Genomic DNA, 25,113 nt, shown 5'->3' with positions numbered 1-25,113 from the left:
GCAATTTCAGCACGACGCACAAATCAGGTGACCTTTACTGAGCGCAAACATGACACGGGTCTGCGAGGCGGCCTTCACGCTTGCCCTGGTATTGGCCACGTTGCCGCCTCGCATTCACAATTCAATAATAACATACAGCAACGACTTCGCGCGCAGAGGCAGATGTCAATGTGCAAATATCATACGCCAGAGAGTGCTGCCCGCGCCCCAGGCATCGAATGGATGAGCCGCATTAACGAGCTGTGACTACGCAGTCTCTGCCTGCCCGTTTAGCCCGGTACAGAGCATCGTCTGCCGCAATCAGCGCCTCACTGCAAGGCTCGCTTCTGCGCTTACGGGCCACGCCTGCGCTGATCGTAATACTGATATCCTGATTATAGGGCACCGTCAGCGCTGCCTTGATGGCTCTGATAGTGACTTCTGCATCAATCCTGTCGGAGAGGACAAGACAGAATTCTTCGCCGCCTGACCGTGCAATGAATACATCGTTGCTGATGAAGTTATTAAGGATTAGTCCAAGTGTGGTCAGGACCTTATCGCCGGTCTCATGACCAAAGGTGTCGTTAATGCGTTTGAAGTGATCGATATCCAGTGCACACACGGTGCCGGCTTTGTTTTCAAGCTCCCGGAAAATAAGATTCAGGTAACGACGATTAGGCAGGCCTGTCAGCTCATCATTCAGGGACAAGTCTACGGCAGACTTGTAGCTCACGTTGATATAGGTAATAAAATGATTACATGCTGTAATTATCATTATCATGGACGGCACAAACAACAGAGATGAAACAAGGATGGCATGATCCAGCACAACCAGTTCAAGTCCCCCTGCCAGCATGACAAAAAGCGCGTTGAGCAACAGAAACAGGCCCAGCCTGAACGCAGTGACATGTTTTTCCAGCGGCTGTGTACGAAACGATTTTTCAATAAACCATGTCAGCATCAGGGCCGTGAAAAAAACCACATATACATATGGCTTTGACACTACGTTGTTGTGGCCTGACAGCGCCAGCATTGCTGTCCCACACAAAATGACTGCTGCATAAGCCAGAAAGGAAAGGTGGTACAACCGGTTAGGTTTGCCTGCAAATCTGATTAAAAAATCCTGCTTGTCAAATTTCATTATTTGCCTCTTACATTTTAAGGCGATTTTATCATGAGTAAAAGTCAGCTTTGGACCTGAAAAAGGCAGATACTCCCTGTTTATTTAGCCGTGAGGCAAAGGAGAGAGCTTGCTTATGCTTGCGATGAACCTGATTTATCTGCAGCTAAACTCAATTTGAAGGTATCTTAGGATATGACGTCATCGCGTCTTCAATGCTGTTTGTTTAAAGCAACGGTATGCTGTTTCGGCATGCAAAATAAAGAAATCAGTTACACACACTTAACATCCTTAGCTATTGTTGTTATATAGACATTACTTAGGGAGAGAGTTATGCGATGCCCAGGATGCCAATAAGAGTCGTTTTTATCAATTTGCGCGTAAGACCTCGCCCAATCGGGCGGGGATATAAGCGCGGTAACTGCGTAACATTCCGTGACCTTCTTACATAATGCGCCGTAATATGTAAAGCATGAAACGCGCATATAAATACAGATTCTATCCAACACCCGATCAGGTTGAGTTATTGGCTCAAACGTTCGGTTGTGTGCGTTTTGTCTATAACAGCATCCTGCGCTGGCGCACCGATGCTTATTACGAACGGCAAGAGAAGATCGGCTATACACAAGCCAGCGCACGACTAACCGCACTGAAAAAAGAGCCAGATTTTGCCTGGCTCAATGACGTTTCCAGCGTGCCACTACAGCAAGCCCTGCGCCACCAACAAGCCGCCTTTTCTAACTTCTTTGCAGGTCGGGCAAAGTATCCGACATTCAAAAGCAAGCGCCATAAACAGGCCGCTACGCTGACGGATGCCGCGTTTGAATACCGCGACGGCAAGTTGTACATGGCAAAGAGCAAAGCGCCTTTAGACGTGCGCTGGAGTCGCCCTTTGCCGTCCGTGCCGTCTACCGTCACCGTGTCCAAAGATTCAGCGGGGCGCTACTTTGTTTCGTGCCTCTGCGAGTTTGAACCTGTATCACTGCCGGTCACCGCGTCCACGGTCGGCATTGATGTTGGTTTAAAAGATTTGTTCGTCACCGATACCGGGTTCAAAACCGGCAATCCCCGCCATACCGCTAAATATGCGAAGCGATTAGCCCTGCTACAGCGCCGTTTGAGCAGGAAACAAAAAGGCTCAAAGAACCGCGCCAGAGCCCGCGCCAAAGTCGCCCGCATTCACGCGAAAATTGCTGATTGCCGCCTGGATAACCTGCACAAGCTATCCCGCAAACTCATTAACGAAAACCAGGTTGTTTGTGTCGAATCCCTGAAAGTGAAGAATATGATCCGCAACCCGAAGCTATCCAAAGCGATAGCAGACGCAAGCTGGGGTGAATTCGTGCGCCAGCTTGAATATAAGGGCGAATGGTCGGGGCGATCCGTGGTCGCCCTTGACCAGTTTTTCCCGTCCTCAAAACGCTGTAGCGGTTGCGGCTATACCATGCCAAAGATGGCGCTTAACGTTCGTTCGTGGATCTGCCCTGAGTGCGAGGCTAATCATGATCGTGACGTAAACGCCGCGAAGAATATAAAAGCGGTCGGGCTGACCGCGTTAGCCCACGGAGCGACTGTAAACCCTAAAGCCGCGTAATGCGGCTTAGGTAGGTTGCGTTGACGTGGGAATCCCCGCCCTTTAGGGCGGGGAGCAGTCAAACGGTACACGTGATGTATGCATGGATATAAATGATCTCGAAAATGTTGTGCTCGCCGTAAGAGGAAGTCACTGCCTGACATGCGGAAGGGTGATTATAGATGGAGCGGAAACTGCAACGTTTGATGCGAGGCGCCAGGCGCGAGAAGTGATTGATGCATAGTCACGCTGTTCGGCAGGCTTTGAAACGTTATCAAGGATATTTTCCTGCCAACCTCATTCTGTTCAGTTTTGCCTGATTAAGCCTGAAAACCCGCAAGCGCGGGTTTTCAGAGATTAAGCTATACCGTATCAGCCCTTTACAGACACTATTTTATGCACCTAATCTAAGCCCCCAGAATGTTGAGTTATAACCCTGAGAAATCTGTTGCCCTCACTCAATCATCAGGTCAGCGGGCCTGATCTCAGTCAGGCGATCGATCAATCGCATCAGCTCATCGAAACAGTGATGAATATACAAACCGGGTTAATCTGAAAGTGTTGCTAACTCCGGCAGATAGCTTTTATTAAGCCTTTTAACCAGCACTCAATTTAGGGTGGCCTTCCACCAAACGGACATTTCCGAGCGCTTAACGTTTTGATATCCAGAGATAAAGCCTAAAGACATGATGTAAAGTCTGACAAGGTGTGAAACAGGCGAAATCTCAACAAAAGAACAGACCACCAATTTCCGAGGTAGCTGAATATTTTGTATTCATTGTTTAAATGAATGCTGCTTATTTATACCATTGAAAATAAGCCCTTTGGCGAGTTTCCAGATAGGCGCTGATAATCAGGAATTTCCTTACTGTTATTTAAAAAGTGTCTGGATATGATTTTGCCGCTAAGCCCGAACCACTTATCCATATTGTTCATGCTTACAGCATATTCTTAACTGTACATTTATTTACTTCTATTTCTCGCAGGCTTGTACGGGGCGCGTGCGCACCTGTAGCAGTTTGTGAGCTTTAAATTCAAAACGGATTTTCAAAATGAAATACAGCACACAGCAAATCATTTTACATTGGCTCTCAGCCATCATTATAATCTGGTCAACCCTGAGCGGATTTTATGTGGCATTTTTTCATCCCGCGCTGCCTGTTAAAGAGTGGGTAGGTTTTTTTAACGTTTCGCTGACAACAGTATTTATCCCGTTTTTTATACTACGGGTATGGTACCTCTTTAAACATGGCAGCCCGGCAGAAAGTCTGTTAACCCGCCGAGAACAGCAAATTGCGCATCTTGGACATCTGGCTTTGTATGCAAATATCAGTGTAGTGCTGATAACAGGCGTGCTGATGATGAATCATGCTATCGATGTCTTCCATATGTTTCACGTGCCGCAACCCCTGCATAATGCGAGCATCATTACGTTTTTTAACAAGGTGCACGTTCTTGCATGCATGACGCTTGCGCTTCTCATCGCCGGACACATTCTGGCTGTGTTAAAGCATCAACTTAGCGGAAGACATATATTACGCAATATGTGCCCCTGAAGCGGAATGCCTTGTCGTGTGAACATTTTCAGTCAGGTGCAGACAGTGGCAGTGCTTAAGTGGTTGTCAGGTCTGGCATGAGAATTAAACCTTTACTCTCTGGTTGACCACTGCAGGCGTTTTCAGACATCCAGCCCGATGGTGACCGGGCTCGGTGTCTGTAATTGACATCTGCAGGATTAAAAAGGAACAAAACGTTAGGCATTCGATCTTCTGCAGTCGTGCTATCGCTTATTAACATTATAAGGGGACGCTAAGTTGCCCGTAATAACGTTCGCTTCAGGCGAAGATAACTAAAAGCATGCATGTTTCTATTCTCACTCTACTGAAATTACCTGTCTCTTTAGTTGAATGATAATCAATCTTATTATCGCCATGTGCTTAAATGTTTAACGGGCTGGTATTTTTTTTCCGGTACTTTTCGCTCAGGCCTTTTAGGCGGTGTCAGAACTACCGTTCTGGCTTTACTTGTACGCGGTGCCTTTTGCACGGAGGGCAGGGCGGCATCAAGACAGAATGGACATTCGCTGACACCTGAGAAATGCATACTGGCAACGGTACGCGCCTGATTCACCGTATAGCAACTGCCAATAAACGTCCGTTGCTCAATTGCTGGTAAGTGCGGGCAGTTACTACAATGTAATAACACGCCGTGTGGATAGTGATCGCTGATATAATATTTCTTTGCTGTGTACATGAGAGCGCCTTTCGCTGTGAGTGAGATAATTCAAATAATATGAATAATTATTCGCTTAAGGATTTTTTAGAGTTAAGTATGTAGTTACATCCGGAAACTTCTTTGAATCCGCTGGATGGGAACGATACCATTTACCGAAAAATCTCGAAAGAAAGATTTCAAAAGCTAAATTTAGTCATAANAAAAAAGAAAGAGCTTACTTCAGAAATCTTTTTATTCCATAAGATATTGATTTAAAACTATTTTTTCCAAATTTATTAACTTTGATTTTGGCATTTAGGTCAAAAGAACAGTCTGCCACACCATTAGTTACCGCGAGGTATTGATTAATGCTTCGCGCACGACATAAGTTGTTCATAAATTTTGATGCTAAAACCGCATCTCCAGCAATAAAAATGAAAAATATATTCCTATTTTATAGTTTGATTAAATAAAAGAGTGATAGCTAAAAATTGCGCGGATTTTGTTGTGTCTTTGCAAATGAAAGTAAAGCGAAGGCGCTGACGGTTTATATTGGCAGGGATTGCCTGACCGGAATACAAATAACAGGTAAGTATCTAGCGCTGTGTCAGGCAGGAGTCAGTATCGTTGGGAAAACAGCAAGCCACTCTCTTCTGTGCCAGCTGAAAATTTAAAGAATGGGCGCGCGTAAGTTACATTTATATCTTATGGCTGCTCAAGCCCCCTTGACGCATAAACATCCGGAAGCAAGATGCTTCCGGATGCCAATATGCAAGCGTGTTTGCTACGCTGGCAGGTCATTAGCTAGCCACTGTGTACAGACTTACCGAAATGACACGCCCAGTTTCACTGTGCCGTAATAGCCACCTGACTCGCTGCCGTGCAGCGAGTCAGACCATCCGGTCTGCACGCCCAGCGTAACGTTCTGACGGATCTGCGCATCTACCCCGCCATTAATGCCCACACCAGTGCCTGACAGCGTGTTTCGGAACGACGCTTCGGACCCGGTTACACCCGGCACCGCTGCTGAGACTTCGCTGTGGCCGTTAAACGTCTGCATGACAGAGGGCGTCACCCACCAGGCTATGGTCTGCTTTGTATCCAGTGGTGTGCTGAGTTTCACCCCTGCCCGAACCGCCTGACGACGGCTGTCTGACCAGCTGACCGCTGCCGCATTGTCTTCCCCATCCTTCAGGTTCAGACCCTGCACGGTATACTGCACCTGGGGCTCTAGCGCGAACTTATCCGTGAGGGCAAATGCCTGCCCCACTTCTGCAGAGGCAAGCCAGCCTGTGCCGTGTGTGGAAAGTCGCGTGCTGTCGTTTGAGGCGACAGAGAGGCTGTGATGACTTGCCTGTAACACACCGTCGAGACGTAACCCACTCTGCGTATGGCCTGACAGATAGGTCCCGACGGAATAGACCGTATCACGGTCGGTGCCCGCCGCGTGTGTGCCACCGTCACGCCAGACATCACTGCGCATCAGGCCTACTCCGCCGTACATACCGGCTTTCCAGTCAGCATTCGCGCCCTCACGCTGCCAGAGGTCACCGCCGAGCTGCGCAAAACTGTAGGCGCTGCTGCTCTCCGGCACGCTATTGTCTGTGAGGCGCCCGCTGTCAGGATGATGCAGATGGCCTGCTTCGATACGTCCCCATACGCGGCTGTCAGCAGCATAGTGGAAGCGCGTGTCAGCTGAGCCCGCCATCAGACGATCGTAGTCAAGCGAAAGTGAGGGCAGGGCTGCATAGCTCCACATTCCATCGCGATAGTTCACCGTGGCAGGTGTAGTCACCGGAGAGACACCAGGCGTTGTGCCGGGTTTAATACCGGTATCGGTAGCTGATGCCGGGATTTGCTGCGACGTCAGATACCAGCTTTCATCGACATTGCGGTAAAGCGTGTAGTTATAAGCGCCAGCAACCAGAGGCTGACTCAGGCGAAACGCTCCTGTCTCAGTGGTTGCGCCATTCACTGCCTGCACGACCCCAATGCCGTTGCCGGTGGTCAACGCGCCAAGTCCGCCCCGGTTCAGGATCCGAAGATTGGTGCGGCCTGTTGCCTTGCCGCCATCGATGATCAGTTTGTCAGTGAGTGACTGGCTGTTGCCGGCCAGGGTATTAAGCGTAATGGTGCCGTCTTTGCCTGAGAGACTTGCAGCCGTCAGAGTATGCGGAATAAAAGCGCCTGAAGATGGGGCGAACACAATCGTACCTGCATGTGTCAGCGCGTCCACGAGAGAATCCCCGGTGATGGTCCACGTACTGCTTTTATCGATGTTCACATCTGTGGGATCAATGATACCGGTGAGCGAGGTGTTATTGACCAGGGACAGTGTGGTACCGGATTTTGCAATGATGGTGGTGCTGGCCTGCAACCCGTCCATCACCAGGGCGCCATTATTAAGATTCACCTGTGACTGGCTAAAATGGCCACCCAGCGTGAGAGTGCCTATGCCATTTTTTGTGAGTTGCCCGCTGCCGGTAATGTTGGTTTTCAGTGAGGCGCGGGTGCTGGTGTCGTAGGTCGTCATACCATCGTTCACAAACGTATTGTTTGCCAGCGTCAATACGCCGCCATCTGCAATATTCAGCAAACCGCCTTCACTGACAACGGTATCCGTTGCAGTGCCGCCACTGGTGACGGTTAAAAGCGCATCCCGCTTGATAAGTGCGTGAGAGGCCGTGCCGCCGTCAAAGACCCAGAGCTGACCGCCTGCGTTCACGGTGGTGTTGATGGCAGTACCTTCGACATACTGCCCGCCGCCTGAATTAACGAGCGTATTTTTGGCGATGCCGCCCTGACGGACAGACTGGGTACCACTGCTGTTCACCGTTGTCCCGGTTGCCAGTCCGCCAACCGATTCCCAGCCTCCCCGGTTCAGCACGGTTTTCAGGGATGATCCGCCCGTTTCCACATTAAGGTAGCCATTGTTTTCCAGCAGTACATTACTGGCTTTACCCGCACTCACCGCAAAAGCACCCAGTGTGTTAGTACCGGAAAGTGTGGCGCCTGTTGTGGTTTTTAGCGACGCACCGGTATCCAGTAAAACATCAGTGATGATTGAACCCTGATCGGCATACAGCGTGCCGCCGGACTGTATCAGGGTGCCGGATGCCATTCCGCCGCTCTGTACGTTCATGAGCCCGCTGTTTTTCACCGTGGTACCCTTTGCGCGCCCTCCGCTGTACACATACTGCGCACCCTGTGCCTCAATCGTGGTGAGGCTGGCCAGGCCGCCTACACCCTGGGCAGTATTACTGGTGATAAGGGTATTTTTAGCGATGCCGCCGTCATTGACGTACTGGACCCCACCAGACAGTAACGTGGTGTCTGACGCCGATCCCCACACCTGCTGCATTCCTCCTGCAACAGTGGCTGAAACGACTCTGCCATTGAAATCCACGGTCTGGTAACCGTTTTTATTGAGAGTAGCTGCCGTGCTCAGTCCGCCTGAAAGCACGTGTTCTGACCCACCCGAGTTGATAATGGTTGAGTCTGATGCTGCGCCGCTGAATATAAAGGCTTGCGCATCGCTGTTAAGTGTAGCGGAGATGACATTGCCGTAAGTATTGAGCTGACCACCTGCATTGATAACAGATTGTGTTGCCGTACCGCCTGCAGAAACAAACTGCACCCCGCCAGCCACAGTGGTCGCATCGGCTTGCCCGCCGCTTTGCACGTATTGCGTTGCACCGACATTCACGAGCGCAGACGTAGCTTTACCGTAGACATCCTGAATGCCCGTGGTGTTGAGAATGGTGTTAGCAGCCAGACCCCCGGCGTTTACGGTCTGAGTCCCGTTCTGATTAACTGAGGTGCCGATTGCAAGGCCTTCAACTTTCTCCTGCCCACCGTCGAGCGTTGAAAAGGCGCCGACGCCACCGGCGTTGATGGTCTGGAGGCCACCGCTGGTTATAAGCGTGCCGTCTGTCTGGCCGCCAGCATAAACAATCTGCTGGGCATTCTCTGCTATGCGGGTGGCATGCGCCGTACCACCCTCCAATACCAATGTGCGGGCACCTGAACCCAGGGTTGTATTATTCAGGCTGTTGGCGGACAACACAGAAAACACGCTGTTACCTTCCAGCACCAGGTTTTGGGCTACACCATGGCTGATGGCAAACTCACCCAGGCGGTTTATACCAGACAGCGTCGCACTGGTGTCGCCGCTGAGTGTACCGCCTGCCTGCTGGGTAATACCGGTCACTACGGCACCACCCTCTGCACTCAGATATCCGCTGGTATTGAGCATCACATTTTCAGCGGAAGCGCCAAAAATGTCTGCCCGCGCGCGCGACATAATAACGATGCCCGATGCAGAGGTTTTTGGCGTCAGTATCAGACTGCCGCCCTCATTTAATGTCGTATTAGTTATAGTGCCGCCGGCATAAACATACTGCCGGCCCTGACTATTAACAACGGTGCCGGCAGCCTTTCCGCCGCTTTGAACATACTGAAACGTTTTCTCCCCGCTGACCGTGGTAAATGACGCATACCCCCCGTCATAGATAGTCTGATCCGCGCCGCTTGTGGCCTGTGTTCGGGTGGCTATCGCGCCACTGCTGACATACTGCTGGGCATTGTTGGATAAGAGCACATTGTCTGAGGTGTCTCCAAATACCAGCGTTTGCGACACCCCTGGCCCGGAGACAGTGGTACCCACATAATCCTGAGCCTGCGCTGACAGTGAGACCAGGCCTGTCAGCATGACCATGGCGCACGCTGACCGCTTAACAGCTAACGACGGACGCCCGCCACTTCCTGCCTGTTCAGACGCCACAATCCATGCCTGACGTGCCGCGCTCCAGACAATTCTGTATGCTTTATTCATTTCCGTTTCTCTCTTAATTTTTACGGGCGGATCCTCGCCCTGCGGTAAAGGGGTTCAGGCGTGCTGTAACTGCGCATGTAATCGGTCAATCACACCGCAGACCTGTTTTCCTGTGATAAGACGTGTGCACTCAAACTGTCTGTCGGTGCCCTTATGGCGGGGGCACCAGAAAAAATCCTGATGATCAAACGTATCGTGCGTGCTGTCCCAGCATCCGCGACAGCCGTGACTGCTGGACACCCGCCAGGGGGTAAAGAATTCGGCGCCAGGCAAGCTGAAGCCGCTGATCAGCACCACAGGAATGCGTGACGCCCAGGCAAGCCAGGACAGACCGCTGGCAAGACCAATGAAAAAGCTGGCATGCCGAAGCAGGTCAACACGCTGCTGAAGGGGCAGATTGCCGGTATAGTCTTCAGCGCCGTAGGGGATGTGATTCCAGACAAATCCCTGCCCGGTACGCGCTTCGCGATCTATGCAGAGCACCCGGTATCCCTGATTTTTAAGGTGTGTCACGACCTCGGCCCAGCCATGTCCGTTGTTCCAGAACTTGGCCTGACAGGTGGACTGCACCGCAATGCACACATAGGGCTCAGAAATCGTGCGGGGGGCGCTGAGATTCAGGCGCGGTGCCTCTTCCCGCGGGTCGACGCCCAGAATATGCCCTGCGATACGATGAAAGCCGGTCTGGCGGAAGTCGAGTGGCTGATGCGTTGTATTGCCGCCAAAGAAGAGCCCGATGCGGTAGGTGGCATAGGGCAGGCGAGGCGAGGCAGTATCCGGTGCTGAAAAGCAGATGTCCGGATATTGCGTTTTGAGCAGATCAATAAGGTTTTGCGCCATTACGCACTCCAGCCGGCACTGATGCAGCTGACGAAAGCGTTCAGCGTAATGAAACCAGCCCAGCAGGTCGCCCAGTGTGCCACTGGGAAACGAGATCAGGACGTCGCGCCCGGTCAGTGACAGCGTTTCATCCAGCACGGGCTGTATCTCAGCACTGCGCCAGACTTTAATGCGGAAACGAACATAATATTTTTTCGCAGAGGTCACCCAGCCCGCGCCCGTTTCACAGCTGAAGAGAATATTGTCGGAATCATCATCCAGTATCATCACGCGCCAGCTTCCTTCTGGCAAAAGTACCCGTACGCCGTCGTTGAAGTCGTACCGGATCCCCGCCGGACCTGCTATGGCAGGCTGTTCTGGCGGTAAGATGAAGGGATAAATAGCACCAGCCTCACTCTGATGAGGCGCTGCATGCATTGAATTAATCGCGGGTATGATGTTGTTCATCACAAGCTTCCGTTCACGTTGACTGATGACACAAACCGGCAACATCCAACAGAAACCGGGCGTGATACAGACGCGCAGTCAGACGGACAGGCTGGTTATTTTTTTGATACGTAGGTGCATAACAGGGGTTATCGGAGAGGGCGTGGTTTTCAACAGGGGGAGGAAAAAATAAACTTTGCAAAAATCAAAAAAGAGTCTACGCAGGGCGGGAGATTAGCGTATCCGGCCGGATCCGTATTATTCCGGCATGGTGAGGCAGAGTCATATTCCATTCTTTTTTTGAATGGTCTGGTATGCAGAAAAGCTTTATTAAGGCGTCGGTACTTTAATGGGGTCAATGAAAAGGCATGACATCACTTGCCGCTGCAGAGTGTTCTGTGAAGCGCCTGCCTCTAGGTACTTAGAAACAATTCAGTACTCCTTTTTTGAAACGTATACGCCTCATTCAAAAGTGCCTGCATTTCTTAAACTGTTTCTCGCAAGTTTTTGGGGCAGGGCTTGTGACATGGAGAGATTCACTAACGACTGGCTAGGGGCAAAAAAAAGGATTAACACTCCCCTAAGTTTTCGGGCTTCGCAGTATTGCTACACTGACGTTTTAAGTGCCCTCTGGGTTACCAAGCGCAGGAAAGTTATGACGCGCGTGGAAAATTCACATGCCTTTATCCACGCCTGGTAAATCTGTTTCCTGAATTACGTGCTGTTTATCTCGCCCGGCAGTTGAAAGGGTAGATCCGGGCACGTAGCGGCTGCTGCGTCACAGAACAGCATCCGGTGAAGCGCTCAGTGCGGCCTGCCGCCTGAAAATCTACAGACGTTGCGCTGCCGATCTGAATTATTTTCAATCCAGATTGGCAGCGCAATGTCTTGACCGGTTTCATTCTCCCGAATGGGTGACAAGGATAACCGGGCGTATTCTCAGAACGCGGGTATCCAGACTCTCTCGCAAGCGAAACCTAAAGGGATTGCGTCTGACCAATAATCATCTCAGGCTCGCCTGGGGGGGTTAGATGATCGCCAGGCAGGCGATAACATTTCACGCTTTGCAGCCCACGCCTGCACCGCAAGCCGACAAGAAAAAGTGTGCTGTCAGGGTTTTCTCCTGTCGGCAATCTCGCACGTCGCCTTGCGTTGCCGGCGCAGGCTGAACGTGCGCTTTTCAGTTGGCACCGTGATGATACCCAGACATGCAACAATCAGGCCCACGCCTGCCCATCCCCAAGGCGGGAGCCTTTCACCGACAAGCAGAACGGCCAGCAGCGCAGCAACAACCGGCTCCAGAAGCGTGAGGGTGGTGGCCATACTGGCCGGAATGCGCGCCAGCCCGTAGCCATAGCAGAGGTAGCCCAGAAACATCGGCACCAGTGCCATATACAGACCCACCGCAGCGTTGTTCCAGGCCGTCAGAAGGGGGGCGCCTGTTATCAGGAACACAGGCATAAGCAACAGACCGCCAGCACCAAAGGTCACGCCCATCGCGGCACGGGAGGTTATGCCGGCCTGCATGAGTCGCCGTGCTGACCACGAGTAAAAAGCATAAGTAAAGCCGGCCAGCAGGCCCAGAACGATACCGGTCAGGGCATGGGGATGAGCGGTACTGCTTCCATTGCTTTCGGCAAGACAGAGTAATCCCATGCCTGTGACACCCACGGCAGCGCCCCACATCCACTGCCGCGTCAGACGAATTCCATCAAGGCGGTATTCGATCAGGGCGGACAGAATGGGTGCAGAGCCGATGGAAATCACCGTACCCACCGTCACGCCGGCAGAGTGCATGGAAGCATAAAACGCGAGCGGGTAAATGGCCACGGCCACGGCGCCGGTAATCAGAAAGTGCCGGTTCTGACGAATCAGAACGCGCTGACGGAGAATCATTGTGGCCGCGATAAGCCCCTGCAGCAATCCCCCCACGCCCATGGCTACCGCGCCCACGGCCAGCGGGCTCAGGTCCGGGGCATAGGTTGCCGCTGTGCCAGTGGTTCCCCAGAGAACCGCAGCGATAAGCACACCCGCTATGCCGGCAGGGCGTTGTTCAGAACGCATCAGTATCCCTCCATCATCCGTCTGGCCATGTTACCGGCCTGCGTTACACAGCCACTGTTCCCTTCAAGCCCGGCCCGCGACATGCTGCCTTCCAGCAGAAAGGCAAAATGCCGTGCCATGTCGCGTGCGCGTTCAGCTTCTCCGTGCAGGAGTTCTGTCAGGTGCGCACACAGTATCGCTTCCACTTCTTCTTTATGCTTGCGCACAGCCTGTCGTCCCGGTGCCCCGGCGGGCAACTCTGCCGCCGCATTCAGCAGGCCGCAGCCGCGAAAACCGTTTTCATAAGCATATTCAGCATGATCTTCATAAGCCGCAAATACTGCCATTACCCGCTCCCGGGGCGTTGTGGTGTCGTTCAGCCTGTTTTCGTACAACGAGAGCCACTCGTCATGGCGTACCCTGAGATAAGCCGCTACCAGTTCATCTTTAGAGGCAAAATTGTTGTAGAGGCTTTTTTTCGCCACGCCGGCTCTTTTCACAATGGCGTCAATGCCCGTGCCGTTGATGCCATGGTTGTAAAAAAGCACGCGCGCTGCACCGAGCAGTTTGTCATAGGCGGTTTCAGAGTCTGCAGATAACGCTGTCATGTTTAGCCCTGTTGAAATGAGAGTAGGTAGACCAGTCTACCTACTTCAAGGGCAGGATCAATTCTCCGCTTTTTTTATCACAAAAAAACAGATGCAGGAGGAATGCAGATACAGGGGGCCGATCGCGGGCAGGAGAGTGTACAGAGACAAGCGTTGTAGCCGGGTGTACGAGGTTAAATTGCATACCGGCAATCCCGATAAAAAGAGGATAGGGGCGTTTGATACAGGGTAAGCATTTTTTGCAGCAGCCCTGTTCTGCATGGGGTCTGTCTTTGTGCCTAAGTCTCTATGTTCAGCATGAACTCCGCAGATACACGTCCGCTTGTGATATAAAGCGGTTGGCCGTAAGCGAATAATCAATAGCAGTCAGCGTAAGTCTCGTGAACTGAACTCATCGAAAGCTTGTCTGGATGCCCGAGAGATGATTATGTGTAGCTCTTCAATCAGCAGTGAAAGAATAATAAATGAATGGATCCTGCCTGTGTGGCACAGTCGAATTTGAACTCACCGCTAACCCTGCACGTTTTTATCGTTGTCATTGCTCGCTTTGCCGAAAACAGAGCGGCACAGGTTACAATCTCGCGACCATCGTGAACAGCCATGCGTTTCGCTGGGTGAAAGGGGCAACCTCTATTGCCTCCTGGTCCAGGCCCACGGGCTACCGCACTGACTTTTGTACAGTATGCGGCTCAACCGTACCGAACCTTCTGCGCGATATGCCTTATATCTGGATCCCGGTAGGCTTGCTGAACGAAAAGATAGCCATGACATGTGCAGGCGACTTCTGCCTCGACGATGCCATGCCCTGGGATAAGACCCGTTCAGACCAGCAGCACGCAGGCCCGGTAGACTCGCTGGCCTGTCTTTTAGAGAGCCTGCAAGTAGCCCTTTGAAAATATACCGCTGACCGATGCTTCGATCTGCGGTGAGGTCTGCAACACACCCGCGTTTTCCATTTAACTTAAGTGCGCACAGTGAACCCACGCGAGCGCCGTGATGTAAAGCCCGCACCCATACGCCAGATGCGACAAGGCACTAAAGAGGCGCGCCCGCCAGGGATGCGGGGTGCGTGCTGCCGCGATGCCAAAACCCAACGCAGGTTGAAGAATCATAAACGGTGCAAGCAGCGTCAGGAAAGCGGTAAACACCGCCGTGAATACTTCAGGCTCGTGATACCAGCTCGTCCCTGTCAGTACAACGGGTATGCAGGCAAACGCGATGCCCGTGAGATAATGAATGACCCAGCCGGCAAGTCCTTCTCCTTGTATTGGAGGGGTTGTCAAAATGGTGTTGTGTCTGACTTTTCCCCGTAATAACCCTAAAAACAAGCGGCCCACCAGCGCATACTGCAGCGGCGGCACCTTGAACAGGTACCGCTGGCACAGCGACCAGATGTCCATCGTAAGCGTTGCACCGATACCTGCTACGGTCGCCTGAGCGACGATCTCTAAATTCATTTGTCAGAGCCTCATTGATCAAAGATGGTAAGCTGCTGTGCAGTGTGCAACTTCATCTCAGGTTCAAGTCAACCATGAAAGAACTGGATATAGGAGACGTAGCGAAGCGGGCCGGTGTGCCAGCCTCAACGTTGCGGTTTTATGAAAAGATAGGATTAATTCGTCCAATTGGTCGCCGTGGTCTGAGAAGACAGTACGCTGAAAGCGTGCTCCGCACACTTGATCTTATCGCGATGGGGCAGGTGGCGGGATTTACGCTCAATGAGATTGCGACGATGTTAAATAAAGATGGCCGCACGGCCATTGATCCTACACGTCTTGAGCAACAGGCCCATCACATAGACTGCACTATCCAGCGGTTGCAGCTGCTAAGCAGGGGCCTCAGGCATATTGCCCGGTGCACCGCACCTGAGCATACAGAATGTGATCAGTTTAAACAGACTATGGCCAGAGGCTTGCGGCTTTTCAGGCCGTGAGCACAAGCTATTTTACGTTTGCGGCCTTGTTCAGTGGTCGATGCGCACTTCAAGACGCGTACGCGTGGTTTTGCCAGAAAGCGCAGCCGCAGACCGATCGCTACGGTTGTCGCAAGGTTAAAACGTATACCGGTTACCAATGCAGAGGCATACCATCCATCCGACGGCAGAGAAGGTTCTGTCAGTGCGCTGTTAAACAGACGGCCGGCATTGGTAATGTCACCCCGGTTTGCTGAACAGCAGCTTCATACGCTAAATGGCATAAGCAGCACAGATGCCGGGCGTCACAGGCTAGATTGTTCTGGCATAAGCAGATCGGTCTCATGCGGGTCTCCGCCAGGAATAAGAATCAGACATGACACTCCTGCAATAGTATTACCTCTTTCATCCTACAGACCATATCGAAAAGCCAACTGGCACAAGGACTAAGGGGTGACCCGGTTGCCCGGGCGTCGTTTTTCCGCAAACATGCCTGGCTTAGCAAGACTCTGGTTGCATCGCTATCACTCATTTTCACTTTCAATATTAATCCTGCAGCCGGCCAGTGCCGGCGCCTGCACTGGCGGCGCGTGCGCCGCCGCTGAGGACGGACGGTGGAAGCCTCCGTCCGGGGTAGTGCCCTGTTCATCTCCCGCGCTGATTCTCCGACTCCTTTCGCCGTGCACAAACCTGCCACGCGGGCCGCACTGCGCAAGGGCCGCACGCTAAACGTCTGCGCCCGGTCCCGTTGGGCTGCGGCCTTGCCGTTTCCCTTGCTGGTGCGTACCTGCGTGCCGGTTTCTGTCGCACGGCGACGGAACTCGGAGAAACATCATATGCACAGCAGGAGACATAACATGTCACAGCAACACCTCAACACCCCGGCTCGGGAATCTGAAGAATCATCTTGCGAAAACACCTCTCGTGCCCGCTTTTTCAGCCGGCTCTACGCGCGTGACCCGCAGGGAAACTATGTTATGGCAACCGACAGCCAGGTGCTGGCAGAAGCGGCGCTGGCCATTGATTACCGTTATCCCTCGGGGACCAAATTCACCTCCTCTGCGGCGTCCGCGGCCTATTTTCGTCATAAGCTTGCCGGGTATGAGCGCGAGGTGTTTATGGTGGCTTTTCTGAATAATCAGCATCAGCTGCTGGCATGCGAAGAGATGTTTCGCGGCACGCTGGCCTCAACAGAGGTCTCCCCCCGCGAGGTGGCCCGTCAGGCGCTGCTGCACAATGCCGCGGCGGTAATACTGAGTCACAACCATCCCTCCTTTACGCCTGAGCCGTCGCGCGCGGATATTGACATCACGCTTCGCCTCACACAGGCGCTGGCGCTGGTGGACATCCGGGTGATCGATCACATTATTGTGGCCGGTCACACCACCACGTCGCTGGCCGAACATGGGCTGGGTGGGCTGTGAAGTTTCTGTGCGGGGCAGGGCTGCCCCGCAGGCTAACAGCAGACACCATGGTGTCTGTGCCTGTCTGTTGACTGCAAAACCCGTCAAAGCGTGCCGAAAAGTGCACAAGCAGAAAGCATGCAGACATAAAACCTGTATCAGGGGGCACCAGCTCTGCAACGACGAGGTATCGTATGCTGTATACTGCCTGCCTGTGCATCCACGCCCGCACAGCTGTTTTTGCCTCTTGCGTATCAGCATTGCCTGCCAGTTTTTATCTGTTTTAACAGCAGCAATTTCACCTTTTCAACATCCCGGTTTTGAGTCCTGTTTTGCTAACCTGTTGCTGAGGCATCAGACAAACTCGTTTGGTTTTTGAACAGATAAATGACAGATAAATCGGCTCGCTCAATGTCCGTTTCAAGATGCATGAGACGTTAGCAGGCTCTGCCCGCGGTGAAAGGGCGTTAGCAGACATTTAATTCAGTTAAGTACTCTCTGTTTTATGTTGCAGGGTATGCGTTTCCGCGCGCGTCACCAACCAGATACCTACTAAGGAAACAGCCATGCCCGCAGCCAGGTGCCAAGAGAGCGGCTCGTTAAACATCGCCCAGGCCCAGAGCATCGTCAGCGGCGGACTCAGATAGAGCACTGCAGCCACGCGTGTGGCAGAGCTGCGGCGCAGGCAGAGCCAGTAAAGGCCATATCCTCCAAAGGTTGGCAGAGTTGCCGTCCACAACACGCTCAGCATGAAACCTGCCGAGGGCAGGGGAGCCAGACTGCCCTGGCTGCTGCCGGCAATCGCAAACACTACGCTGGCCACGCAGCACTGTACCCAGAGGCCGGGCAGCAGCGGCATGGCGTGCTTAGCCGGGATGCGCTTCTGCCACAGGGTGGCCACGGCAAGCGAGAGCATGCCAGCCACAGGCAACCCATAGGCCCACAGGGGAGCCTTGCCCAGGCTCAGCACGCTGTGCATGACCCACAGCATGCCCGCTAATCCCACAATCAGCCCCAGCCAGACCCTGCAGGCAATACGCCCGTCCAGAAACAGCGCTGAGAGCAACGCCATTCCCACCGGCAGCAGATCCGCGAACAGGGCTGCGAGCCCGGCGGGTACGCCCAGCGCGATACCCAGTATCACACCGGCCATATAGCCTGCCATGGCCAGCAGGCCAATCCCGGCCTGGATAAGTAAGGTATCAAACGGCGTGTTTACCAGTGTTTTACAGACAAAAGGCAGCAGCAACAGCGTCAGCACGGCGAAGCGCCAGAACACCACCAGCAGCGCGGGCGCATAGTCAATCGCGAAGCGGGCACCGACAAAACCTGAACTCCAGGAGACCAGTAACCCCGCTTCAAGCAGCGGCAGCGGAAGAACATAAAGCCAGTGAGCACGCATGATTTTTCCCGGTGAGACGCCTGAGCACATTTCCAAAGGCTAACCGGCAGGTGTAATCTGGTAAATCAAAATAACCTGCAGCAATGATTCAGGAAAACGAAATCATGCCCGATACGCTTCCCATTGAGCTGTTACGCACGTTCCACGCTGTGGTAAGAACCGGCAAATTCAGCGCGGCAGCAGAACACCTTTATAAAAGTCCCGCCGCGGTCAGCACGCACATTCAACGGCTTGAAGCGGTGGCGGGCGGCCGGTTACTGCACCGCGATAACCAGTCTGTGGCCCTCACGACGCTCGGCAAACGCCTGCTGGCCTCAACGGCTGAGTTATTACGCGCGCACGACAGAGCACTGGCCGAGCTGCAGGGCACCCGTCTTGCCGGCCGACTTACGCTGGGCGTGCCTGACGAATACGCCGCCCGGATCATCAGAGAGATTCTGCCCGTGTTTTCAGCCGCCTGGCCAAACGTGGTACTGGCGCTGAAAATGGGCACCAGCGACATGCTTAAAGAAGAGGTGGCGCGCGGCAAGCTGGATATGGCGGTGGTGGTACAACCGCATGAAGCGGTCATTCCGGATGCCCTGCTACTGATGACCACCACCCCTGTCTGGGCAGGTCCGGTTAACGCCGATCTGACTGTGTGCAATCCACTGCCGCTCGCCGTTTACGATACGCCCTGCGTGTATCGCAAAGCCATGACCACGGCACTTGAGGCAGATGGACGGGACGCGCGCATTATCCTGGAGAGCCATTCCAGTCAGGCGGTTCATGCCTGCGTGGAAGCCGGTCTGGCCGTGAGCGTTATCGATCGGGCAAAGGTCACTGAGCGCATGCAGATCCTCGATGGTCTGCCTGCCATTTCTGACCACCACATTCTGCTGTTACGCAGCGACACCGCCGGTAAGAATGAAGCCGTGGCACTACTTACTCGTGCCATTAAGCAGTTCTTCCGCCTGTAAAATCTGTGGGTGTGCGATCAATGCCTGATAAGGCCGTTTCTGTCATGCGCTCTTCAGAGAGTGTTGATCTGTTTGAACATTCAGGCAGGGCAGGCGATTGCTTTTCAGCACACAGCGCGAACCTTCCCTGCATGATCCCGGAAACGGCTACGTAGTGTCCTGTTCCTTAAAATGCAGTGAGTAAAAAAGAAAATTCAGCTGGTTGATACCGACAAGCGTACTGACAGGTGGCCTGCTGCGGCGCAGGCGAATATTGCGCTAAGACCCGCTCCAATTAAAAGGCCCCATCAGGCAGGGCTGCATAATACGATAGAGCACAGCATCAGAGTATGTCTGCATCTTGACTGCGGTACGTAACCGTTACATACCGCAGTCAAGGTGCAGGGTACAGTTAACGTAATATGCATACCGCAGTCAATATACAGGAGCGTTTTGCCGTTATCCGCATACCGCAGTCAAGATAGTAGCCTCACTGATACCCGCTGCATACCGCAGTAAAGAAACGCGGAGAGGGATAAATCGTTCAGGGCAGGTCTGGCTGACACTGGGGTCTATGCATACCGCAGTCAATATTGCATACCGCAGTCAAGTTTTAGTGAAAGCTGATGTCAGGTCTTTGATTTTGCGAGGGCTTCAGCCAGTTTGACTGGATCAATACCGGCTGTTTTCAGCGCTTTAATCACCTCATCATAATTCTCATCCGTTGCGCTGGGCGCTGGCGTATCTGTTAACGCTTCTTCGTCGCGCTTTGACAATCTGGCGCGCTGAATAAGTTTAGGGTTGCGGTGGTGAACCACAAAATAGACTGCATTACCGCGTTTGATCTCGGTGTAATCCAGATAGCCAATTTCTTTGAGCTGCTCCATGGCTTTTCTGACCGTGTGATTCTGGGTATAGACGCTGGAGGTCAGATTCAGCCGATCCCGTAGCCGCTTCATGGAGATAGGGGCAGGGTTTTGCGGCAAACTTTCAATAAACGTGTAGAGTGCCTGAGCGGACTCTTTGCGGGGCAGGGCATCGATGGCTTTTAGCCGCAGCAGCACGCGCCTGTCCATGTCGTAGAGTTCAAACAGCTTCGGCTCTGCCTCAATCTCGACAAGGTTCTCCACCACATCATAAGAGGCGGACTTCACCAGATGCGTCACCCAGCCCTTGGTCTCGTTCTGAAATTTCAACGTAACAGACGCCAGTTTGAACAGGGAATTGCTGATGCGATCGCGCATTTTCTGGTTAGAGCGCCGGCTATCGAACCCGCACATTTTCATGAACTCAACAAAGGTGAGTTTAAGCGCGCTGTTTTTTACGCCGTGTTCAGCCATGGAACGCACAATACCCAGCCAGACTTTGAAATCGGTATCCATGTCCAGACGCGAGCCGGTGATTTTGACGTCGTTGTATCCCTCACTTTTCGCGATAGACAACTGCACCAGTTCTTCGGTGGCATCGGTGACGCTTTTACGGTTGGTTTTGCTGCGACTCGTTGATTTCAACGTGGGAACAAAGAGACCCAGGCGCATCAGCGGGACTGGCTGCACCGTGCTGGATTTGTTGATATCCAGTGAAACGATCTCGCCCGTGGACTTGTTGGTTTCTTCGAGATTTAGCGGTAACGGACTGGATTTCTTTGCCATTTTGCCTGCCAGCAATTGTTCACAGACAGTGAGTCTACCTGCATACCGTAGTCAAGGTAAACCCATACCGTAGTCAAGGTACTTGCATGCCACAGTTAATGGCAGTACATACCTCAGTCATGATGTTGCATACCACAGTCAATGGCGACACCCTTTCAGGGCAGAGCTGACGCGGCCTGCAGAGGATCGGGGATCTCTTTGGGATCTTAGAGGATCTCTATAGGGATCTTATTATGGGATCGAGCTGGTGGAAAACAGGGATAAACGCGGTGAGTGACTGTTTAGCTTGTATGATGACAGAATTACGCAGGCGCTGACTGCATGAGCCTTAAGAAAAGACGTGTTGTCATTGACCTTACATACCGCAGTCAAGATCCCTCTTCTGATGTGACGATACGTTTTTTACAGACAGCCCGTGCACAGTGATTTTTCAGGATCCTATACATGTCAGTGCTGATACGCCCGGCGTAATGATTTTCATGTCATACACCTGGTTCAAACGACATTGCAGGGCCAGTGCCGGCAGCTGGTTTGGTCTTTATTACAAGGCTCTGATCTGCAGGTGAGCTCCTCACCTGGTTACCTGAGTGCTCGCGTTAATGGAATCGGCCAGACCGGGGTGTCTGGCTGATGCGTCTGATGCAACCTACACGACTACGGTTTAACGCACTGTGACTGCTACTGGCTGCAAAATCTGAGGCAAAAACCCTGCTGATGCGGAGACCAGGCGACTATCCGTTGTGGTCAGCACAGTGAAAACTTGATCTGGTGGAATATCTAACGTGCATCAGGGGCTGGCAGGCAGCACTATACATACTGTTTTTTTATCGCAGCGCACAGAATTGATCGATAAGTAACCAGATGAGTGAGCGTTTTTCAGCATACGACTCCGTGCTGTCTATCCACAGGATTTCGGGCTGGCTGTACACGTGATTTGTTGATACCTCCAAGTAACCGTGTCCGGCAGAACGTTGATGCAATATTTCCTCAAGGCATCGCTTGTCCTGCATGGCTTAAGGCAAAAAAAAGCCTCTACAGGCAGAGGCAAAGGAGTTCAGACTGGAATTACATGTTACAGAGGTAAACCACGCAGTGATAATAACACCCAAAAATTATATGGATAAAATGAATTTTTTGTTATGTCTGGCCCTGATCACGGGCAAAACTTGCTTTGCTGTATGCCCTAAAGCGGCCTGTATTTGAAAAGGGAGTGTACGTGCATACTCTGTTTACACCGCTGCAGCACATAATAAAAAGATGCGTTACGCCTCTCTTTACGCCATGACTGCCATAGGGTCCCGCTCTTTACTGCATCCTGCTCCCATCGTCAGTGTCCGTGCGGTCATCGGTTGAACGCGTCAGATCCTCCCACTGACTGATTTCCTGATTCAGTGCGACAAGTTTCTGTCGCACCAGCGCCAGGGCATCACTGCCTAATAACAAATGTGCAGGCGGGTTCGGGCTCTCAATCAGCGTCAGTATGGCCGCTGCCGCTTTGACCGGGTCGCCGGGTTGCTTTCCGCTTTTCTCCGCCCGAGCCTCCCGAATGGGTCCGAACAGCGCGTCATAGTCCGCAATGGTACGGGTGCTACGAACCATTGAACGCCCTGCCCAGTCAGTGCGGAAGGAACCCGGTGCCACAGCGGTCACATGTATGCCGAAAGGCGCAAGCTCTTTGCCCAGCGCCTCTGAGATGCCCTCAAGCGCAAACTTGCTGCCGCAGTAGTAGCTAATACCGGGAAGGGTAATCAATCCACCCATTGAGGTTATATTGATAATATGCCCGTGACGACGCTGGCGCATGCCCGGCAGGACCGCTTTGATCATGGCTACTGCGCCAAACACATTGACGTCAAACTGATGACGCAATTCGGCAAGGGATGACTCCTCCAGAATGCCTTCATGACCGTAACCGGCATTGTTCACCAGCACATCAATCTGACCTACCGTTGTCTCAACTTCTCTGACAACCTCGTGAATACGCTCAGCGTCGGTGACTTCAAGCAGGCGACCTGTGGCACGCTGTTCATCCAGTGCTTCAAATGCCTGACATGCTTCGCGGCTGCGTACGGTGCCGATAACCCGGTGCCCGGCCCGGAGGGCCTCCCGTGCCAGTGCACGACCAAAGCCGCTGCTGACGCCTGTGATCAGAAATGTTTTTGATGACATAACATGAACTCCCGTGAACTGTTGAGAGGGCATGGTATTCTCGTCACGGGCGTATTTTTAGACCCTGTCTTCTCGTTTCCTTGCCTGATTTTATGAGGTGCAGTGATGTCCGGCATGCTTGACCTGATTAAGACCCTGGCCCCGCAGGAAGGGTATAACCTCACGGCGTTGCCCGGCGTACGGATCCTGCGTGCCGATCGGCCCCTTGCCCGAACCCCTGTGCTCTATGATCCGGGTATCGTTATTGTGCTTCAGGGAAGCAAACGCGGTTATTTTGGTCAGCAGACCTACTTATATGATGAACAGCACTACCTGGCGGTTTCAGTTCCTGTGCCGTTTACCATGGAGACTGATGTGTCCGCCACGCATCCCTTGCTGGCAATTTACATCCATCTGGATTTTCAGCTTGCAGCGGAACTCATCCTGCAGATCGACCAGCATAAGGCATTTTCGCCGCCCGCCGCGCCACAGAGTATGATGTCGAGCCAGATAGATGCGTCGGTCAGGCAGGCTGTACTGGGGTTACTTCACGCTCTGAACAGCCCACTTGAGACCGCTATACTCGGACATGCCCGGCTGCGTGAACTGTACTTTCGTGTGCTGACGGGTGAACAGGGCACCGTGATGCGTGCCGCGCTGGCTCTGCAAGGACAGTTCAGCAAAATTGGCAACGTGGTCAGGCATATTCACCGCGCTTATGCAGAGCCGTTAACGCTGACGCAGCTGGCAGGCAAAGCGGACATGAGTGTCCTGACGTTTCATCTTCATTTCAAGGCCGTTATCAGGATGCCGCCGATGCAGTATGTCAAACTGGTCCGTCTGCATCAGGCCCGCATGCTCATGGTGCGCCAGCACGTGACTGCTGCCGAAGCAGGCTACGCGGTGGGATATGAAAGCCCCTCGCAGTTTACTCGCGAGTTTAAACGTCTCTTTGGTCTGCCGCCGGCGGCTGAGAGTAAACGCATGCAGCGCCACTTCACCGTTCCGCCTGAGCAACAAACCACGATCTTTGTGTCATCGCATTAGGCGTCACTTGAGCATGCAACCGGTCAGCCTGCCCGCAGAGCAGAAAAACCAGGAGACGACATCAAACGCGAGTTTTTACAGAGGCCACATGACGATGCTTCAGTGTTAGTCGAAACCTTGCGCATAGCGGTTCGCTATCTGGCGCAGGGAAGAAGTGGCGCACGACGCATTTGTGGTAAGCCTGCATACACAGGGCCGGTCAGGATTGACGGCAACGCCAGCTCACTCCATGCCCTGTCAATACCAGATGGTTGAAGGAGAGACTCCAGCTTATTACCGCTGCCCCTCTTGGGTTTTCACATGTTAAGCCGTCTCTGCTTCGGGCTGAACGCCGCCCGGGCTCCAGTGACTGTTCTGAATCACAACCCGGTACCCATCTCTGTCCCTGAACGTCACGCCATTGTGATCCCAGTAGGGGTTACAGGAGGTAACGCGGATAAAGCCCGCGTTATCCATATCGTTACAGAGGGCGTGCCAGCGCTCGTTTTCAGGGACGTATAACACCAGAAGATCTTCCTCAGAAGGTGAGGGCAACACCGGATGGTCATGACACAATGTAAACTCCAGATGCCATGACGACCCGCTCTGTCCCAGCATGCATCCGCTGAATCCCTCGTGATCCGTAAACTCGCCCAATTTCTTTAATCCCAGTCCCTTGCAGTACATCTCACAGCTTTTGCTGAGTGTGCTGACGGGTCTGGCAATTCGCAGATGCTGCCATGTCATAAACATTCCTTTTGGTCGCGATCGTCTTAATCTGTCGTTTTGGCCAAGACGCAAGACGAATGTAACAGGTTTCGACAGATCAGGAGCCGATCCACTGTTACCGGCATACTGGCTCCTGTTAACCACATTAGCCGGGCAACTGGCAGGTGGCGCAATAACTGTAATCTGAGTTCAGGTATAGCTTTTAAGCGAAAGGGTGGGTGTAGCCGCATCCTTATCTTATTATACCCATCAGCATGTAATGTAAG

At 52.7% G+C, this 25,113-nt stretch carries 16 protein-coding genes and 1 pseudogene; 7 read left to right on the top strand and 10 right to left on the bottom strand.

The annotated features are described in order from the left end of the window. Positions 1–232: 232 nt before the first annotated feature. The gene (locus tag F3I15_RS05075; RefSeq protein ID WP_223810676.1) at positions 233–1,120 is read right to left on the bottom strand and encodes a GGDEF domain-containing protein; all 888 of its coding nucleotides are present in this window, start codon (positions 1,118–1,120) and stop codon (positions 233–235) included. Between the two features lie 451 nt (positions 1,121–1,571). Between F3I15_RS05075 and F3I15_RS05070 the strand changes: the two genes are divergently transcribed. Together F3I15_RS05070 and F3I15_RS05065 are read left to right on the top strand one after the other, a co-directional pair. Further along, positions 1,572–2,693, top strand: coding sequence for an RNA-guided endonuclease TnpB family protein (locus F3I15_RS05070; RefSeq protein ID WP_150016819.1), 1,122 nt, complete (start codon positions 1,572–1,574; stop codon positions 2,691–2,693). 1,031 nt (positions 2,694–3,724) lie between these two features. Further along, positions 3,725–4,228 (top strand): cytochrome b, encoded by a 504-nt coding sequence (locus tag F3I15_RS05065; RefSeq protein WP_071669356.1) that lies wholly within the window; start codon positions 3,725–3,727, stop codon positions 4,226–4,228. 1,481 nt (positions 4,229–5,709) lie between these two features. On the opposite strand, the gene F3I15_RS05055 is transcribed toward F3I15_RS05065, so the two are convergent. The 4 genes from F3I15_RS05055 to F3I15_RS05040 form a co-directional block, all read right to left on the bottom strand. Then, positions 5,710–9,720, bottom strand: coding sequence for an AIDA repeat-containing protein (locus tag F3I15_RS05055; RefSeq protein ID WP_150016818.1), 4,011 nt, complete (start codon positions 9,718–9,720; stop codon positions 5,710–5,712). Between the two features lie 54 nt (positions 9,721–9,774). Next, positions 9,775–10,977, bottom strand: a complete 1,203-nt coding sequence (locus tag F3I15_RS05050; protein ID WP_150017193.1) for an autotransporter strand-loop-strand O-heptosyltransferase — start codon at positions 10,975–10,977, stop codon at positions 9,775–9,777. 1,119 nt (positions 10,978–12,096) lie between these two features. Beyond that, entirely contained in the window at positions 12,097–13,053 is a 957-nt protein-coding gene (locus F3I15_RS05045; protein WP_370513335.1) for a DMT family transporter, read from the bottom strand. Further along, positions 13,050–13,637: a TetR/AcrR family transcriptional regulator gene (locus tag F3I15_RS05040; protein ID WP_150016816.1), complete on the bottom strand. Its 588-nt coding sequence runs from the start codon at positions 13,635–13,637 to the stop codon at positions 13,050–13,052. The genes F3I15_RS05045 and F3I15_RS05040 overlap by 4 nt, the downstream gene beginning before the upstream one ends. Positions 13,638–14,101: 464 nt before the next feature. Here F3I15_RS05040 and F3I15_RS05035 point away from each other — a divergent pair, with 464 nt between their 5' ends. Continuing rightward, positions 14,102–14,530 (top strand): GFA family protein, encoded by a 429-nt coding sequence (locus F3I15_RS05035; RefSeq protein WP_150016815.1) that lies wholly within the window; start codon positions 14,102–14,104, stop codon positions 14,528–14,530. A gap of 63 nt (positions 14,531–14,593) precedes the next feature. Here F3I15_RS05035 and F3I15_RS05030 read toward each other — a convergent pair whose 3' ends face one another. Continuing rightward, a complete protein-coding gene (locus F3I15_RS05030; RefSeq protein ID WP_150016814.1) occupies positions 14,594–15,094 on the bottom strand; it encodes a DUF2938 family protein in 501 nt (166 codons plus the stop codon). A 74-nt stretch (positions 15,095–15,168) separates the two neighbouring features. Here F3I15_RS05030 and F3I15_RS05025 point away from each other — a divergent pair, with 74 nt between their 5' ends. After that, positions 15,169–15,570 carry a helix-turn-helix domain-containing protein gene (locus tag F3I15_RS05025; protein ID WP_150016813.1) on the top strand — a complete coding sequence of 134 codons (402 nt, stop codon included), beginning with the start codon at positions 15,169–15,171 and terminating at the stop codon, positions 15,568–15,570. Positions 15,571–16,406: 836 nt separating this feature from the next. Beyond that, positions 16,407–16,973: a RadC family protein gene (locus F3I15_RS05020; protein ID WP_150016812.1), complete on the top strand. Its 567-nt coding sequence runs from the start codon at positions 16,407–16,409 to the stop codon at positions 16,971–16,973. A gap of 466 nt (positions 16,974–17,439) precedes the next feature. On the opposite strand, the gene F3I15_RS05015 is transcribed toward F3I15_RS05020, so the two are convergent. Further along, positions 17,440–18,354, bottom strand: coding sequence for a DMT family transporter (locus F3I15_RS05015; RefSeq protein ID WP_223810675.1), 915 nt, complete (start codon positions 18,352–18,354; stop codon positions 17,440–17,442). 104 nt (positions 18,355–18,458) lie between these two features. Here F3I15_RS05015 and F3I15_RS05010 point away from each other — a divergent pair, with 104 nt between their 5' ends. After that, the gene (locus F3I15_RS05010; RefSeq protein WP_150016811.1) at positions 18,459–19,313 is read left to right on the top strand and encodes a LysR family transcriptional regulator; all 855 of its coding nucleotides are present in this window, start codon (positions 18,459–18,461) and stop codon (positions 19,311–19,313) included. Positions 19,314–20,077: 764 nt separating this feature from the next. Here F3I15_RS05010 and F3I15_RS05005 read toward each other — a convergent pair. Together F3I15_RS05005 and F3I15_RS05000 are read right to left on the bottom strand one after the other, a co-directional pair. Continuing rightward, positions 20,078–20,944 (bottom strand): annotated as a pseudogene (locus F3I15_RS05005) (RepB family plasmid replication initiator protein); the annotation flags it as partial. Between the two features lie 1,305 nt (positions 20,945–22,249). Beyond that, positions 22,250–23,113 (bottom strand): oxidoreductase, encoded by an 864-nt coding sequence (locus F3I15_RS05000; RefSeq protein WP_223810674.1) that lies wholly within the window; start codon positions 23,111–23,113, stop codon positions 22,250–22,252. Between the two features lie 105 nt (positions 23,114–23,218). On the opposite strand from F3I15_RS05000, the gene F3I15_RS04995 reads away from it, so the two are divergent. Continuing rightward, positions 23,219–24,139: an AraC family transcriptional regulator gene (locus F3I15_RS04995; protein WP_150016808.1), complete on the top strand. Its 921-nt coding sequence runs from the start codon at positions 23,219–23,221 to the stop codon at positions 24,137–24,139. 303 nt (positions 24,140–24,442) lie between these two features. Here the strand turns inward: F3I15_RS04995 and F3I15_RS04990 are convergent, their stop codons facing one another. Next, positions 24,443–24,865 carry a VOC family protein gene (locus F3I15_RS04990; protein ID WP_150016807.1) on the bottom strand — a complete coding sequence of 141 codons (423 nt, stop codon included), beginning with the start codon at positions 24,863–24,865 and terminating at the stop codon, positions 24,443–24,445. Between the last annotated feature and the right edge of the window lie 248 nt (positions 24,866–25,113).

Origin of the sequence: Pantoea sp. M_9 (genome assembly GCF_008631385.1) — a bacterium.
Taxonomy (GTDB): domain Bacteria; phylum Pseudomonadota; class Gammaproteobacteria; order Enterobacterales; family Enterobacteriaceae; genus Pantoea; species Pantoea eucrina.
This window is presented reverse-complemented; position numbering and strand designations above follow the sequence as displayed.

Excerpts from the sequence above, each read along its gene's own strand:
- F3I15_RS05075 (WP_223810676.1), bottom strand. The coding sequence starts at position 1,120 with ATGAAATTTGACAAGCAGGATTTTTTAATCAGATTTGCAGGCAAACCT.
- F3I15_RS05025 (WP_150016813.1), top strand. The coding sequence starts at position 15,169 with ATGAAAGAACTGGATATAGGAGACGTAGCGAAGCGGGCCGGTGTGCCA.
- F3I15_RS05020 (WP_150016812.1), top strand. The coding sequence starts at position 16,407 with ATGTCACAGCAACACCTCAACACCCCGGCTCGGGAATCTGAAGAATCA.
- F3I15_RS05050 (WP_150017193.1), bottom strand. The coding sequence starts at position 10,977 with ATGCATGCAGCGCCTCATCAGAGTGAGGCTGGTGCTATTTATCCCTTC.
- F3I15_RS05070 (WP_150016819.1), top strand. The coding sequence starts at position 1,572 with ATGAAACGCGCATATAAATACAGATTCTATCCAACACCCGATCAGGTT.
- F3I15_RS04990 (WP_150016807.1), bottom strand. The coding sequence starts at position 24,865 with ATGACATGGCAGCATCTGCGAATTGCCAGACCCGTCAGCACACTCAGC.
- F3I15_RS04995 (WP_150016808.1), top strand. The coding sequence starts at position 23,219 with ATGTCCGGCATGCTTGACCTGATTAAGACCCTGGCCCCGCAGGAAGGG.
- F3I15_RS05000 (WP_223810674.1), bottom strand. The coding sequence starts at position 23,113 with ATGTCATCAAAAACATTTCTGATCACAGGCGTCAGCAGCGGCTTTGGT.
- F3I15_RS05015 (WP_223810675.1), bottom strand. The coding sequence starts at position 18,354 with ATGCGTGCTCACTGGCTTTATGTTCTTCCGCTGCCGCTGCTTGAAGCG.
- F3I15_RS05040 (WP_150016816.1), bottom strand. The coding sequence starts at position 13,637 with ATGACAGCGTTATCTGCAGACTCTGAAACCGCCTATGACAAACTGCTC.
- F3I15_RS05065 (WP_071669356.1), top strand. The coding sequence starts at position 3,725 with ATGAAATACAGCACACAGCAAATCATTTTACATTGGCTCTCAGCCATC.
- F3I15_RS05010 (WP_150016811.1), top strand. The coding sequence starts at position 18,459 with ATGCCCGATACGCTTCCCATTGAGCTGTTACGCACGTTCCACGCTGTG.
- F3I15_RS05035 (WP_150016815.1), top strand. The coding sequence starts at position 14,102 with ATGAATGGATCCTGCCTGTGTGGCACAGTCGAATTTGAACTCACCGCT.
- F3I15_RS05030 (WP_150016814.1), bottom strand. The coding sequence starts at position 15,094 with ATGAATTTAGAGATCGTCGCTCAGGCGACCGTAGCAGGTATCGGTGCA.
- F3I15_RS05055 (WP_150016818.1), bottom strand. The coding sequence starts at position 9,720 with ATGAATAAAGCATACAGAATTGTCTGGAGCGCGGCACGTCAGGCATGG.